9 protein-coding genes and 2 pseudogenes are annotated in these 14,264 nt (G+C 66.6%); 9 read left to right on the top strand and 2 right to left on the bottom strand.

Annotated features, from left to right (window positions below):
* Positions 1 to 2: 2 nt before the first annotated feature.
* Positions 3 to 2,327, bottom strand: coding sequence for a xanthine dehydrogenase family protein molybdopterin-binding subunit (locus CFB41_RS06830; protein WP_089455989.1), 2,325 nt, complete (start codon positions 2,325 to 2,327; stop codon positions 3 to 5).
* The gene (locus CFB41_RS06825) at positions 2,324 to 2,785 is read right to left on the bottom strand and encodes a (2Fe-2S)-binding protein (RefSeq protein ID WP_089455988.1); all 462 of its coding nucleotides are present in this window, start codon (positions 2,783 to 2,785) and stop codon (positions 2,324 to 2,326) included. The genes CFB41_RS06830 and CFB41_RS06825 overlap by 4 nt, the downstream gene beginning before the upstream one ends.
* A 411-nt stretch (positions 2,786 to 3,196) precedes the next feature.
* Between CFB41_RS06825 and CFB41_RS06820 the strand changes: the two are divergent.
* From CFB41_RS06820 to CFB41_RS06780, 9 genes and pseudogenes are all read left to right on the top strand, one after another.
* A pseudogene (locus tag CFB41_RS06820) lies at positions 3,197 to 3,529 on the top strand (hypothetical protein); the annotation flags it as partial.
* 147 nt (positions 3,530 to 3,676) lie between these two features.
* Positions 3,677 to 5,393: pseudogene (gene glmS, locus CFB41_RS06815) on the top strand (glutamine--fructose-6-phosphate transaminase (isomerizing)).
* Positions 5,394 to 6,424: 1,031 nt separating this feature from the next.
* On the top strand, positions 6,425 to 7,780 hold the full coding sequence (locus CFB41_RS06810; RefSeq protein WP_089455987.1) for a hypothetical protein: 1,356 nt from the start codon (positions 6,425 to 6,427) through the stop codon (positions 7,778 to 7,780).
* A gap of 13 nt (positions 7,781 to 7,793) precedes the next feature.
* Positions 7,794 to 9,044 (top strand): TIM barrel protein, encoded by a 1,251-nt coding sequence (locus CFB41_RS06805; RefSeq protein ID WP_089455986.1) that lies wholly within the window; start codon positions 7,794 to 7,796, stop codon positions 9,042 to 9,044.
* Positions 9,041 to 9,793 carry an AzlC family ABC transporter permease gene (locus tag CFB41_RS06800; protein ID WP_089455985.1) on the top strand — a complete coding sequence of 251 codons (753 nt, stop codon included), beginning with the start codon at positions 9,041 to 9,043 and terminating at the stop codon, positions 9,791 to 9,793. Before CFB41_RS06805 ends, CFB41_RS06800 begins: the two co-directional genes overlap by 4 nt.
* Complete coding sequence (locus CFB41_RS06795) at positions 9,790 to 10,128, top strand: hypothetical protein (RefSeq protein WP_089455984.1); 339 nt, start codon at positions 9,790 to 9,792, stop codon at positions 10,126 to 10,128. The genes CFB41_RS06800 and CFB41_RS06795 overlap by 4 nt, the downstream gene beginning before the upstream one ends.
* Before the next feature lie 9 nt (positions 10,129 to 10,137).
* A complete protein-coding gene (locus CFB41_RS06790; RefSeq protein WP_179249972.1) occupies positions 10,138 to 11,343 on the top strand; it encodes an ATP-grasp domain-containing protein in 1,206 nt (401 codons plus the stop codon).
* Positions 11,344 to 11,434: 91 nt separating this feature from the next.
* Positions 11,435 to 12,643, top strand: coding sequence for an acetyl-CoA carboxylase biotin carboxylase subunit family protein (locus CFB41_RS06785; RefSeq protein ID WP_089455982.1), 1,209 nt, complete (start codon positions 11,435 to 11,437; stop codon positions 12,641 to 12,643).
* Between the two features lie 32 nt (positions 12,644 to 12,675).
* Positions 12,676 to 14,256, top strand: a complete 1,581-nt coding sequence (locus CFB41_RS06780) for an FAD/NAD(P)-binding protein (RefSeq protein ID WP_179249970.1) — start codon at positions 12,676 to 12,678, stop codon at positions 14,254 to 14,256.
* Positions 14,257 to 14,264: the final 8 nt, after the last annotated feature.

Genomic DNA, 14,264 nt, shown 5'->3' with positions numbered 1-14,264 from the left:
CGTCAGCCCGCGTGCGGCTTCGCGAGCTGATCGGCAATCGGCAGGCTGCGGATACGCGTGCCGGTCGCCGCGAAGATCGCATTGGTCAGCGCCGGCGCAACGGGCGGCAGGCCCGGCTCGCCCACGCCGCCGAGCGGTGTCGCAAAATCGTCCGGCGCGACGAGATGCACGCGGATTTCGCGCGGCGCCTCGTTCATGCGCAGCACCTGGAAGCCGTTGAAGTTGCTCTGCTCCGGATGGCCGTCCTTGAACGTGATCTCGCCGTGCAGCGCGATGCCGAGCCCCATCACCACCGCGCCCTCGAGTTGCGAGCGTACCCGCTCCGGATTGACCTGCGGCCCGCAGTCGATCGCGATGTCGACGCGCGGCACCGTGATCTTGCCGTCGGCGTCGACCTGCACCTCGCACACCACCGCCGTGTACGACACGAAGCTGCGATGCGCGGCGATCCCGAGCCCGTGCCCCTTCGGCAGCTTGCGCCCCCAGCCGGCGCCGCGCGCGACCGTCTCGACCACGCGCCGCAGCCGGCCGGTATCGATCGGATACAGCGCCGGATCCTCGCCGTAGTTCGCGTTCTTCACCGTGATGTGCGGCTCGAAACGCCGCGCGGGCCCGATCAGGTCGAGCAGGAAATCCTTCGCGTCGCGACCGGCCGCGTGCGCCAGCTCCGACACGAAGCTCTGGATGCCGAACGCATGCGGGATGTTGTAGACCGAGCGGAACCAGCCGATCCGCGTGTGCGCTTGCGCGGCCGGATTCTCGATCCGCACGTTCGGAATCGCGAACGGCAAGTCGGCAATCCCCTGCGCGAGCTCGCCCGGCTGCTCATGCACGACACCGGCCCTGAACGTCGACTGGATCGACGGCGCGACCGTGCGATGCTGCCACGCGACCACCTTCCCCGACGCATCGATCCCGCCGTCGAACGCCTCGAGCGACACCGCATGGAAATAGTCGTGCGCGATGTCGTCCTCGCGCGTGAACGTCAGCTTGACCGGTGCGCCGACCGCCTTCGACAGCAGCGCCGCCTCCACCACGTAGTCGGGCTTCGACTTGCGGCCGAAACCGCCGCCGAGCAGCGTCACGTTGACCGTCACGCGCTCCGTCGGTAACCCGAGCGCCTTCGCGACCTCGTCACGCGTGGTCTGCGGCGCCTGCGTGCAGGTCCACACTTCGCAACGGCCGTCGGCCACGCGCGCGACGGCCGCGGGCGGCTCCATCGTCGCGTGCGCGAGATGCGGGATGTAGTACGTCGCCCGCACGCGCTTCGCGGCGCCGGCCAGCGCTGCCGCTGCATCGCCGTCGTTGCGGATCACGTCGCCCGGTTGCGCGGCAGCCGCTTCGAGCGTCTCGCGATACGCGGCGGAATCGTAGTTCGCGTTGGGCCCGCGCTTCCAGTCGATCTTCAGTTGCGCGCGCGCCTGGATCGCGGTCCACGTATCGCGCGCGACGACGGCCACGCCGCCGAGCGGCTGGAAGCCGGACGGCAGCGGTGTTGGCGCAAGCTGCACGACCTTGACGACACCCGGCAGCTTCTCCGCCGCCGATGCATCGACCGATGCGACCGTGTCACCGTAGGTCGGCGGCCTCGCGACGACCGCATACAGCATCCCGTCGAGCCGCGTGTCGATCCCGTAGTGCGCGCGGCCGCCGACGATGTCGCGCCCGTCGATCAGCGCCGTTTCGCCCTTACCGATATAGCGGAATTCGGCCGGCGCCTTCAACGCCACCGTGGCCGGATCCGGCACCGGCAGCGCCGCTGCCTTCGCCGCCAGTTCACCGAAGCCGAGCTTGCGCCCGCTCTTCGTGTCGACGACCTCATGCACCGTCGCCTTGACCTGACGCGCATCGACGCCCCACGCCGCGGCTGCCGCCTGTTCGAGCATCGTGCGCGCGGCCGCGCCCGCGCGGCGCAGCGCCGCGAAGCTCTGGCGCAGGCTGCGCGATCCGTCGGTGTTCTGGTTGCCGTAGCGCGGCTCGTCGCCCACGGCCTGCGCGACTTTCACGCGCGCCCAGTCGGCGCCCAGCTCGTCCGCCACGACCAGCGCGACGCTCGTGCGCACGCCCTGCCCCATCTCGGAGCGGATGCAGGTCACGGTGACCGTGCCGTCCGGCGCGATCGCGACGAACAGGTGCGGATCGTCGCGCAACCCGTGCGGCATCCCGGCGCCGCCATACTGCGGATTCGCACTGACGGGCGGCTGCACCGGTGTCGCCGCGTGGACGAGCGACGGCACGCCGAACGCGAGCAGTAGCCCGCCGGATGCGAAGCCGAGCAGCAGCGCGCGACGGCTTTCGTTATGGACGGAGAGTTCGGGCGCGCTCATGCGGCACCTCCGCGGCGCACAGCCAGGCGGATCGCCGCACGAATGCGCGTGTAGGTGCCGCAGCGGCAGATGTTGCCGGACATCGCATCGTCGATGTCGGCGTCGGTCGGATGGGGATTCGTCTTCAGCAGCGACGCGGCCTGCATGATCTGCCCGGACTGACAGTAGCCGCACTGCGCGACGTTCAGTTCCTGCCAGGCCTGCTGGAGCGGATGATCGACGTCCGTCGACAGTCCCTCGATCGTCGTCACGCGCTTGCCGGAAGCGGCTGCGACCGGGGTGATGCACGAGCGGATCGCAACGCCGTCGAGGTGTATGGTGCAGGCGCCGCACAGCGCCATGCCGCAGCCGAACTTGGTGCCGGTGTGGCCGAGGACATCGCGCAGATACCAGAGCAACGGCATGTCGGGATTGCCGTCGAAGTGCTGCTCGCTACCGTTGACGGTCAGCGTGATCATCGTTCACCTCCTGGTCGAGGCGCCCGCATCGCACCACGGGTGCCGGGTGGGGATTCGAACGGCGGCGGGTGCGCTCTGCTGCGCTGGTCCCGCGCCGTCTTGTGGACTGCTCCGCCGGCAGGGCCGGCGGTCAATGCGTGGTGATTGGCGCGGCTGGCTGGGGATGGCCATCGGGCCCGCGATCCGGATGGATAGCGGGCACGCACCAGCCCGGATTCTGCCCCATGCAAACCGTCACTCAGGCAACGCGATCATGTCGGAACTGCCAGAAATGGCGACTCGGATCGCAGCACTTGCGTGCCACGTTCGGCCTCGGCGGGTTCGACATTGCTCAGGGGGCGCCAGAATCGTATGCGGAATCGCCCCGGGCTCCAACTCTAACTGATGTGCGGCAGTTTTGCGTCGTCGGTGCAGATCCTCCCGCTCCTTTCCGGTATTCAGGTTCCCGAACAATCCGGCGAGACGTTCTACGCGCAGGGGATGCGGAAGTACGGCAAGAGCTGGCCGCAACTCGCCAACACCGATTATCCGTGGAGCTTGATCGCGCTGGTAGCGCTCAAGATGAACGATTGGGGCACCGTCGCCTGCTGGCAAGCGCGATCGGGCCCGTACCGGCACGGCGCGCACTGGAACGTACTAGAGGAGTCGCTTTATCTGGCATTCGAAAGCCGGATGGCCGCGCCCGTCATCGCCGCTCGATGCGGATTCACGACGGCAGCGGCAACGGCAACCGCATCGCGCTGACGCAACGACGCGCGCGGTCCATGATGACTAACAGGGAGGAGACGTGTCATGTGTGGCATCGTCGGCGCGGTCGCGCAACGGGACATCGTCCCGATTCTGATTGAAGGTTTGCGTCGCCTCGAGTATCGCGGCGACGATTCATGAGGCGTGGCGACGGTCGTGAACGGCCAGGCGCGTCGCGAACGCAGTGTGTCGCGTGTCGCCGATCTCGACGCGCACGTGCGCACCACCGGCCTCGCCGGCGGCACCGGCATCGCGCACACGCGTTGAGCGACGCACGGCGCACCGGCAACCTGCAACGCGCATCCGATCTTCTCGCGCGACGAAATCGCACTCGTGCACAACGGCATCATCGAAAACCACGAAACGTTGCGCAAGCAACTTTCCGATGTGCATTACGAATTCGATGGCCAGACCGACACCGAGGTCGTCGCGCACCTGATCCACAGCCAGTACCGCGGCGATCTGCTCGCCGCCGTCCGTGCAGCGACTTCTCAGCTTCACGGCGCGTACGCGATCGCCGTGTTCAGCAAGCACGAGCCGCAGCGGCTGATCGGCGCGAAAGTCGGCTCACCGCTCGTCGTCGGCGTGAAGGACGGCGAATGCTTTCTCGCCTCCGATGCGCTCGCGCCCGCCGGCATCACCGACCGCTTCATCTTTCTCGAGGAAGGCGACATCGTCGAATTGAGGCCGGGCGGCGTGCGCGTACTCGATCGTTGCGGCGCACCAGTCGAGCGCGCGGTGCAAACCATTTCCTCCGCGCAGGCCGCGGTCAAACTCGGGCCGTACCGGCACTTCATGCAGAAGGAGATTTTCGAGCAACCGCAGGCCGTGGCCGCGACCCTCCCGGATGCGGGGCTGTTCGATCCGGCCGTGTTCGGCCCCGACGCCGCGCGGGCGTTCGAGCAGATCGACAACGTACTGATTCTCGCGTGCGGCACGAGTCACTATTCCGGCCTGACCGTGCGCCGCTGGCTCGAAACGATCGCACGCCTGCCCGCGCAGGTCGAGATCGCGAGCGAATACCGTTACAGCGATGCGCTCGCGATGCCGAACACGCTGGTAGTCAGCGTGTCCCAATCCGGCGAGACCGCCGACACGCTCGCCGCGCTCAAGTACGCGCAGGCGCTCGGCCATGTCGACACGCTGGCAATCTGCAACGTGCCGACCAGCGCGATGATGCGCCAGACCGCCCTGCGCTTCCTGACGCGGGCCGGCCCGGAGATCGGCGTCGCGTCGACCAAGGCGTTCACGACGCAGTTGGTCGCGCTGTTCATTCTCGCGGTCACGCTCGGCCGGCTGCGCGGCTATGTCGACGATGCGCAGCTCGCGCGCTACACGAAGCAATTGCGGCGGGTGCCCGGTGCGCTCGAGGATGTGCTCGGGCTCGAGCCGCAGATCGAGCGCTGGGCGGAGGAATTCTCACGACACGAGAATGCGCTGTTTCTCGGGCGCGGGCTGCACTACCCGATCGCGCTCGAAGGTGCGCTGAAGCTGAAGGAGATTTCGTACATCCACGCGGAGGCGTATCCCGCGGGCGAGTTGAAGCATGGGCCACTCGCGCTCGTGACGCATACGATGCCTGTTGCCACGATCGCGCCGAACGACGCGCTGCTCGAGAAGCTGAAGTCGAACATGCAGGAAGTGCGCGCGCGGCGGCCAGCTTTACGTGTTCGCCGATGCCGATACGCTGATCGACAACAGCGAAGGCGTGTCGGTACTGCGGATGCCGGATTACTACGGGCTGTTGTCGCCGATCCTGCATGTGGTGCCGTTGCAGCTGCTTGCGTATCACGCGACGTGTTTGCGTGGCGCGGATATCGACAAGCCGAGGAATCTGGCGAAATCGGTGACGGTTGAGTGACGGGGCTGGGTAACCTGGGGCGGACCTGTGTGGGTCTTCGAGGAATCCATCCGACCCGCCCTACGCGATTCGAACGTGTGACCTACGGCTTAGGCGACCGCGGTCCGGGATCCGGGATCCGGGATCCGGGATCCGGGATCCGGGATCCGGGATCCGGATCGAGATTGATCCACATCCCGACAATCCATCATCGAGACACACGCTCGACACAACCCAGCAAGTTGTGCAGCCGGGAATCAACGCCAATGACCTGGCAAGCGTGCCCAAGAGCCATCTCAATTTCTCGGCAGTTCGGAATGTTCCATTCCCTGAAGCCATCCAATCATCATGAATTAATAAATTAACTCATTTGTTTCACCCAGCGCATCTATCGAAGCTAATAAACAGCAAAAAGAGATTTCCAAATACTGGGAAACCAATCCAGAATCACGGTCGCGATTTAACATGCCAAGATTTTCAGGTCAACGAAATCTTCTAGTCGAATGTTTTAATAAAAACCCTAGATCCCCGGTTGTATCGCTTAAAAATTTACATATACTTTGCTCACAATTTCGTCAGGAGATATCGGCGTCACTTCTCCTGGAAATTGAAAACAATTTGAAAGAAAAGAAGTATTGAAGGCGGCACGGGCGTGAAATGCTTTTGCCATTCGATTCCCGAACATCAGCATCAAGCAATTGATAAGTCGGTTACTTTCAAATAACCGTCGAGGTAGTTATTGCCGGACCCGGTCAAATTGCCCTCAGCACTATTCCGAAGGGTCGATATCCGTCGTTTCGAGTTCCGCCGATGTCAGGGCGGGTAAGGAGATGCCGATGAACAAGCCAGCGGGTGCTTTCCGAGTCGTGGAGTTGGTATATCCACGTGGTGTTGATTTATCCATTGGACATACGTGACGTTCGAACACAACTCACGGTGCACATTTTGAAATCCGGCGTTGCATCGCCGATCTCACCACAAATCCCCACAGCTTCCCGAGCGAATGCCGATCTTGCCGATATTGATCCGGCCGCCTGGAATTCGACTACGCCATGCTGACACTAAGACTCGCACCCGCGGCCCCGCCTGCATTGCGCGGCTTGCTAGAGAATCTCTCACACGAGGAGCGTCGCGTCGACGACTGCATTCCCCTCACCGCCAACGAGAACCGCATGTCGGATCTCGCCTGTGCGGTACAGGCCAGCCTGCTCTCACACCGATATCTCCTCGGCCAGGCCGACGAGCGCGGCGAGCAGGGCCGCGATTTCGTCAAGGGCGGCCTCATGCTGGATGGCCTTCCCGCCGTGACGGCGCTCGAGCAGCGGGCGGTCGCGGCAGCGCGTGCGATGTACGGAGTCGAGGCTGTCGAATTGCGCCCCCTCTCCGGGCTGCATGCGACGCTGGCGACGCTGCTGTCGCTGTCGCGGCCCGGCGCCGTGGTGCTGTCGATCGACCCCGCACACAACGGACATTTCGCAACGCGCGGCCTCGTTACCGCGCTCGGCCGCCGCTCGGCGTACCTCGCGTGGGACAAAGCGCACGACATAATCGACGCCGAGACGGCGGCGCGCCAGGTCGAGGCCCTGCCCGATGGCTCGCTCGTGCTGATCGACCACAGCGCACCTCGTTTCCCTCAGCCGGTCGCCGCTTTGCGCGCGGCCGTGCGCAGCGACGTGCGTATCAGCTACGACGCGTCGCATACGCTCGGCCTCATCGCGGGCGGTCAGTTCCAGGATCCGATCGGCGAAGGTGCCGACGTCCTCCAGGGCAACACGCACAAGACATTCCCCGGCCCGCAGAAAGGCATGATCCTCACGGCACGCGAGGCCGTGGGCCGGCGAATCGGCGAGACGATGTGCGACTACATCATCTCCAGCCAGCACACGCATCACGCGCTCGCGCTGTACGTGACGCTGCTCGAGATGGAAGTGCACGCCAGGGCGTATGCGCGCCAGGTCGTGACTAACGCGCTCGCGCTGGCGGATGCCCTCAGCGCGACAGGCTTCGCGGTGCGTCGGCGCGCCGACGGCGCGGCCACGGCGTCGCACATGCTGTTGATCGGCGGCTTCGAGGGCGGGCGTGCCTACGAGTTCTGTGCGCGCTTGCGTGCGTGCGGCCTGTCGGTCAACGCGCGGACCGATCGCGCCGGCGAATTGATCCGCATCGGCATCCAGGAACTCACGCGTCGCAACGTGCGGGTCCGCGACATCAAGCCTCTCGCGGACCTGATCCGACGCGCGGGCAGGACGGACGAATCGCCCGACCGCATCCGTGCCGACGTGCGCGAATACCTCGGCCAGTTCGCGGCCGTGGGCTATTCGTTCTGCGAGCCGGACCTTACCTCCGCGACCCGCGCTGCGCCGCGCCCATCCGGCGACCACCCCATCGAGTTTGTATCCGATTGTTGAGAGGGACTCCCCCATGCAACCCGCAACCACGCCCCGCCTGCCGACGATTGGCTTTTCCACCAACGTCCTGAATCATCCGACCAACACGGCGCTCGCGCCGGCCGATGTTGCCACTGCGGTCGCCTTCCTGTCCGAACGTTTCGGCGCCGTGGAGATCGAGATATCGGAAGACGCCCAGCCCGCCGTCCTCGAATGCGGCCACGAGCGTTACGACGCACTCGTCGCCTCCCTGCGCGAAACCGCGCAACGCACCGGCGTGCGCCTGAGCGTGCACGCGCCCTGGTTCGGGGAGGCCACGAACCTTGCGTCGCCGAGCGCCGACGAGCGCGCGCGTTCGATCACCCTGCTCTCGCGCGCCGTTGACTTCGGCGCCGACATCGGTGCGCGCATCGTGACCTGCCACCCCGGCTACCACGAGGGCCAGGAACGCGAGATCTTCAACCGCCACTTGCACGAATCGTTGGTGGAGGCGGTGTGCTACGCCGAGTCGCGCGGCGTGCAGATCAGTCTCGAGAACATGGGCGACGAACGCCCTTCCTACATCGTCCACTCAGTCGAGGAACAGATCGCCATGTGTCAAGCCACGGGCGCTCGCGTGACCCTGGACGTGATCCACCTGCGCTCACGCTACGACAGCGAGGCCGACTTCCTCGACGCGTTGACGCAGATCGCGCCCTACGTCGCCAACGTCCACATCGCCGATATGAAGGGGCGCAACCATGCCCACGTACCGATCGGCGACGGCGACTTCCCGCTCGACGAAGTCCTGCACCGTCTCGGCGCCGCGGGCTATGAGGGCGGAGCGATCGTCGAGGAGTTCGTGCGCAACTGCGACTTCCAGCGTTTTCTGGACAAGGCCATCGACTACCGCGCCCGCTTCGAGGGTCACGACCGGGCACGCGACGTCACCGGCCCTTCCACCACGCCCGGGGGGACCTCCCTGCGTGAGGGCGACGTTCGGACCGTCGCGATCGGCGCGGCGCCGGGTGGCAGCACCATCGTCGTCATCGGCCGTGCCGGCACGACGACCTTTGTCAACTCCTGCCCGCACACGGGTGCCCGTCTGGACTCGATGTCGCCGCTCTGCACCGAAAACGGCTACGTTGTCTGCAGCGTCCACGGCGCCCTCTTCGACGCATCGGGCCACTGCGTCAAGGGCCCGTGCGCCGGCCGCTCCCTGACATCGGCGCACGACGAGGTGAGCGGCGAATCGTGGACCGACACCGCGGCATCCAACAGCGTCCAGGAACTTCCCGCCCGATGACGCGCGCGCGCCTCGATCTCGCCGCCTTGCGTGCGGCGGCCGCGCCTACGCTGCCGCTGGTCGGCTCCATCGTCGTATCGTTCATGACGGTGGGGGCGGCTGCGCGCAGCGCGGGCTTCAACCTGCCCGACGCCGTTGCCATGACGGCATTCGTATTCGCGGCGCCCGCACAGCTCGTGATGATCGACATGCTCAAGTCGGGCGTCGGCATCGGCGCGGTGAGCGCGGCCGTCGTGATCATCAACCTGCGCCTGCTGTTCATGGCCTTCACCGTGGTCAGCAGCCTGCGCACGGTGCCGGCGCGGCGCATGGCGATCTGGTGCGCGATGCTAAGCGGCCTGTCGTTCACGCGCTTCAAGCTGCACCAGCGCGATAGCGACGCGGAGGAGGACGCGTGGCGCGAGGAGCTTGAGCTCGCAGTGTCCTGCGTGCTGCTGTATGTCGCTGCGGTGCTGTCGACGGCCGTGGGCAACGCACTCGGCGGCCTGGCGACGCCGGTGTGGGTCGATGGCCTCGACGTGATGGTCGCGATGCTGCTCGTGGGCCGCATCTTCAACGCCGGGGGCGGCCCCGGCTTCGTGACCGTGGCGATCGCCTGCGCGGTGCTGACCCCGTTGTCCAAGACGCTGAACCCGGCCTTCGGCACGCTGCTGATGGTGTTCGTGCTGTCCTGGCTGTTCGCGGTCTCGCCGCGCATCGTCGACGTCGTGGGCCGTCCTCGGCGTCAGGCACATTCGCAAAAGCCATGACACACCTTGCCATCTGGTCCGTGATCGCGGTTACCGGCGGCCTCACGCTGGCGCTGCGCCTGCTCCCGCTGCTTGCGAGGCGTCGCATGACCGGAGAGATCTCGCCGACCATGGATCGCTTCAACCGCGCCTTCCTGGCTTGCTGCATTGCCTCGATGGTGGTCGGCCTGCTGCTCCCGGCCGGCATCTCGCCGCTCTCGGGCGGCTGGCACCGCGAGGCAACCCTCGTCGGCGTCATCGCCCTGTACCTCGCGATCTCCCGCTTCTACGACGGGCTGCTGCTTGCGCCGGCGCTCGCGCTCGCCTTCGTAGCCGTCCGAACCTATTTTCCCTGAATGCTCCTCATGACTGCAGACGACAAGATCCTCATCCTCGGCGGCCGCGACTCAAGCGTCGAGTGGCTGACCGAACTCGGTTGCCGCGCCGACCTGATACAAAGCGAGAAAGGCCTGACCGAGCGCCAGCGCGCTGCTACAAGCAAAGTCTTTCTCGCCGAGCACGACGACGTCGCGCGCATCGCCGACTTCGCCCGCCGCGAGCATGCGCGCAGGCCTTATGCTAGCGTCATTACCTTCCAGGAACCCTGGCTCCTCGCGGCGGCGGTCGTCGGCGAAGCGCTCGGCGTGTGCTGGAATCCGCCCGCAGCCATCCGCACCGCGTGCGACAAGGCCGCGACGCGCGACGCCCTTGCCGCCGCTGGCTGCAACGGCGTGCGCTACCGCCGCTGCGCTGACCTGGACGACGCACGGGCCTTCCTCGCGAAAATTGGCGAGCCGATCATCGTCAAGCCGGTGGGCGCGAGCGGGAGCCGCGGTGTCGGTCTCGTGCGCGACGCTTCCGAGCTCGAGGCCGCCTGGCGGCACGCCACCGGCGCGAAGGGCGGCGCCATCATCGTCGAGGAATACGTCGACGGCCCGGAGTTCAGCGTCGAAACCATCAGCGCGGACGGCGTGCATGAGGTGCTGGCGGTGACGGAGAAGCTGACCACGGGCGCGCCGAACTTCGTCGAACTCGGGCACGTGATCCCGGCCTCGCGCGGCGTGCACGATCTCGAAGCCCTCGGTGCTGCGGCGATCGATGTGCTGACCGCAATCGCCCATCGCAACGGGCCCTGCCATTCCGAGTTCCGGCTCACGCCGCAAGGGCCGAAGGCCATCGAGACGCAGACGCGTCCAGGCGGCGACCAGATCTGGGAGCTCGTGCACATCGTGACGGGCCGCAACGTCTATCGCGAAACCCTGGCGCGCCTGTGCGGGCGCACCATCGAGCCCCTGCCGCGACAGGCACCGGCCGCGGCGATCCGCTTCCTCTTGAGCCCCGGCGCCGGCACGGTCAAGGGTGTCGACAACATCGAGCACGCCTCGGCGGTGCCGGGCGTGCGCGCCGTGCATCTCGACGCCAAGACGGGCAGCCGCGTCGCGCCGGCCGTGAGTTCCAGTCAGCGACTCGGTTATTGCCTGGCCGTTGGCACGACGCCTGGCGAAGCGGCCACCGCTGCAGAGAATAGTCGCGATCGGCTGCGAGTCGTCCTCGACACCACCGCAGCCTGACTTGCCGGCCTCGACAACCCCCTTTGCGCCGGGCCTTGCCGCTGCGGCTTCCGCTATGAGAAACCTTCTTTTCGTTACGCCCAAGGTACTGATGTCTACCCCCGCTGCGGAGTGGCGGCGATCGGTCGGCCCCGATGCCATCCTCTTCACCGGCGCGGACACCGACGACGCACGTCAGCGCATCGAGGCCCACGTGGACGGCGCGTTTTCCCGCGTCCACACCTTCTGCAATTACGAGCACAACGATCTGCCGGAGAAGCGAGCGCACGAGATCCACGCGGCCACGCCGCTGCGCAACGTGGTCTCGCTGTCGGAGGTCGACGTGCTACGCACCGCGCGCATTCGTGAACGCTGCGGCATCCCGGGGCACTCCGAAGCGAATGCGTGGATCTTCCGCGACAAGCTGCTGATGAAGGAACGCGCACGTGCGGCGGGCCTCGGCACGCCGCGGTTCGCCCGCGTGGAAAGCGCCTTCGACCTGCTGCACTTCGTGCGGGCCAACGGACTGCCCGTCATCGTGCGCCCGATTTCAGGCCGTGGTTCGGCGCAGGTTGGCGTCCTGCGCACCGATGAGGAGCTCGAGGCCTACCTCGCGTCCGGTGCGATCGCCGCGACGGATTTCCGCCCGCAACTGTTCGTGGAGACCTTCTGCGACGGCCCGATGTTCCGTATCGACGGTCTCGTGCTGCGCGGCGAGCCCGCGTTCATGCAGGTCGCCAAGTACATCAACACCACGCTGGACTTCATGAAAGGACAAGCCGTCGGCACGTATTCGCTGCCCGCGGACGATGCCGAACGGCTCGCGGTGGAAAAGTTCGTCACGCATCTGGTCGGACGCGCCCTGCCGTCGGCGCCGACCATGATGTTCCATGCGCAGTTGCTGCAGGACAGGCACGAGGGATTGATGCTGTGCGAGGTTGCCGCGCGCATCGGCGGCGGCGCGATCAATGACGAGATCATGGCAGCCACCGGCGTCGACCTGAAGATGGAATACGTGCGCTGCTGCTGCCTGCCCGGATACGCCGAAGCGTGGCGGCCCGCACTGCGCGAGCGGCTGGCCGCTCGCATCCTCTTGCCGCCGCAGCCCGCCGTGCTGGAAGCCATTCCTAAGGACTGCGACATTCCGTGGGTCGTCAAATACACGGCCTACGGTCAACCCGGACGCGCGTACAACGGCCCGGCGATGACTAACGCCGAGGTTGCGAGCTTCGTCTACCACGCGGACACCGTCGGTGAAGTCACGTCGCGCTGGGACAAGCTTGTCGACTGGCACGCGCAACGCACGATCTGGCGCTCGTGATGCGCACGACGGACAGCAGGTCGGAGGACGGGATGCGTGAACCCTGCGACATTGCGCTCGTCGGCTGCGGCGCGGTCGGGGCGTCCTTCCTCGCGAGACTGGAAGTCGACGCCGGCGGCTTCGTCGGCAGCGTCGTCATCGTCGATCCGGCGGAGGAGCCGGGGCGCGGCATCGCCTACGGCCGCGACGCGAACAGCAACCTTCTCAATCGCGCGAACGCCGCCATCTCGGTGCGCGCCGACGATCTCGGCGAGTTCTTCCGCTGGTTCGCCGAGGAGCGCGCTGCGGGACGGCTCGAGCCCCAGCACGCCAACGTGCCGCTTGAGGCGGACGGCTATGCCCCGCGTCCCCTGTTCGGGGACTACCTGGTCAGCCGCGTGCGCCGGACGTTGGCGGCACTGGCGGCGCTGGGCTGGCGCGTGCGCAAGGAGCGTGGCATGGTCATCGATATCAATGAGGAATCCGGATCATACCGGGTCACCGTATCGAACGGCGCCAGCTTCGTCGCGCGCAGCGTGGTGCTTGCCACCGGCAACGGGCCGTCATCGGCGTTCCGGCGCTTCGAGGGGCAGGAAGGCTACGTCGCCCTACCTTATCCGAATGAAGGGCTCTCGCGGCGCATCGGTGCCGACGCGCCGGTCGCGTTGCTGGGCAGTCGCCTGAGCGCGGTGGACACGGCCATCGCGCTGACGGATCAGGGGCATCGCGGGCCCGTCTTCCTGGCCTCGCGCACCGGTCAGTTGCCCATGGTGGGCGGCGGTAACGGCAATCATGTGTTGGCGCCGGCGACGCTGGAGGTCGCTCGATACGCACGCCACGCCGGTCCCGGATCGGTCTCGCTGGTGCGCCTCATGCGCCTGATGTTGCGCGAGATGGCGCGTGCCGAGGGCAGACGCCTGCCGGTGCGCAGCATCACGCGGCCCGAACTCTCGCCCACGCAGGCCTTTCTAGCCTGCGTCGAGGAGCGCGAAGCCAACGTACGCAAGCCCTGGCAAGACGCCCTGATCCCCTTCAACGACTTCGTCGCGGATTTCTGGAACGCCCTGCCCGATGACGACCGCCGCCGCCTCATGCGCGGCGCCTACGGCGCGTACATGGGCTACCGTGTCTCCATCCCGCTCGAGAACGGCCGCAAGGTGGCAGGACTGCTGCGGGCCGGCCGCGTCACCAATCTCTGGCCCCTGAAGGAGGTGACTCACGACGGCGAGGCCTTCGTGCTGCGCTTCGGAACGGGGGGACCGACGCTGGCCCCGGATCTGCGCGTGCCGGTGCTCGTGAACTGCACCGGTCTGGTGGGCGGCCCGGACGCGTCGGCCGGGCCGCTCTATCCGAGCCTGATCGCCGGGGGGCTCGCGCGTCGTCACCCTTTCGGCGGCATCGACGTCGATCCGCATACCAACCGCGTGATCGGCGCTCACGGAAGCGCGCACGGATTATTCGCGATCGGGAACAGTACGCAAGGCGTGTTCTTGCTCACCAGTAACCTCGTGCTGAACGCAGCTCATGCTGCCCGCGTCGCCGATCTGCTGCTGGCGGATCTCGCGTCCGCTGCGGCACCTTCGTCCCGTGCCACAAACGCCTGCAGCAACGGCGCGCAAAATGTCGCGTTGTGAGCCTGCAG

This window comes from Burkholderia sp. AU33803 (genome assembly GCF_002223095.1).
Classification (GTDB): Bacteria; Pseudomonadota; Gammaproteobacteria; order Burkholderiales; family Burkholderiaceae; genus Burkholderia.
Note: the sequence above shows the minus strand (reverse complement) of the source record. Positions and strands in the feature narration are given on the sequence as shown.

What these genes read in the sequence shown, in the direction of transcription:
- CFB41_RS06790 (WP_179249972.1), top strand. Translation starts at nt 10,138, where the DNA reads ATGACTGCAGACGACAAGATCCTCATCCTCGGCGGCCGCGACTCAAGC.
- CFB41_RS06795 (WP_089455984.1), top strand. Translation starts at nt 9,790, where the DNA reads ATGACACACCTTGCCATCTGGTCCGTGATCGCGGTTACCGGCGGCCTC.
- CFB41_RS06825 (WP_089455988.1), bottom strand. Translation starts at nt 2,785, where the DNA reads ATGATCACGCTGACCGTCAACGGTAGCGAGCAGCACTTCGACGGCAAT.
- CFB41_RS06785 (WP_089455982.1), top strand. Translation starts at nt 11,435, where the DNA reads ATGTCTACCCCCGCTGCGGAGTGGCGGCGATCGGTCGGCCCCGATGCC.
- CFB41_RS06810 (WP_089455987.1), top strand. Translation starts at nt 6,425, where the DNA reads ATGCTGACACTAAGACTCGCACCCGCGGCCCCGCCTGCATTGCGCGGC.
- CFB41_RS06800 (WP_089455985.1), top strand. Translation starts at nt 9,041, where the DNA reads ATGACGCGCGCGCGCCTCGATCTCGCCGCCTTGCGTGCGGCGGCCGCG.
- CFB41_RS06780 (WP_179249970.1), top strand. Translation starts at nt 12,676, where the DNA reads ATGCGTGAACCCTGCGACATTGCGCTCGTCGGCTGCGGCGCGGTCGGG.
- CFB41_RS06805 (WP_089455986.1), top strand. Translation starts at nt 7,794, where the DNA reads ATGCAACCCGCAACCACGCCCCGCCTGCCGACGATTGGCTTTTCCACC.
- CFB41_RS06830 (WP_089455989.1), bottom strand. Translation starts at nt 2,327, where the DNA reads ATGAGCGCGCCCGAACTCTCCGTCCATAACGAAAGCCGTCGCGCGCTG.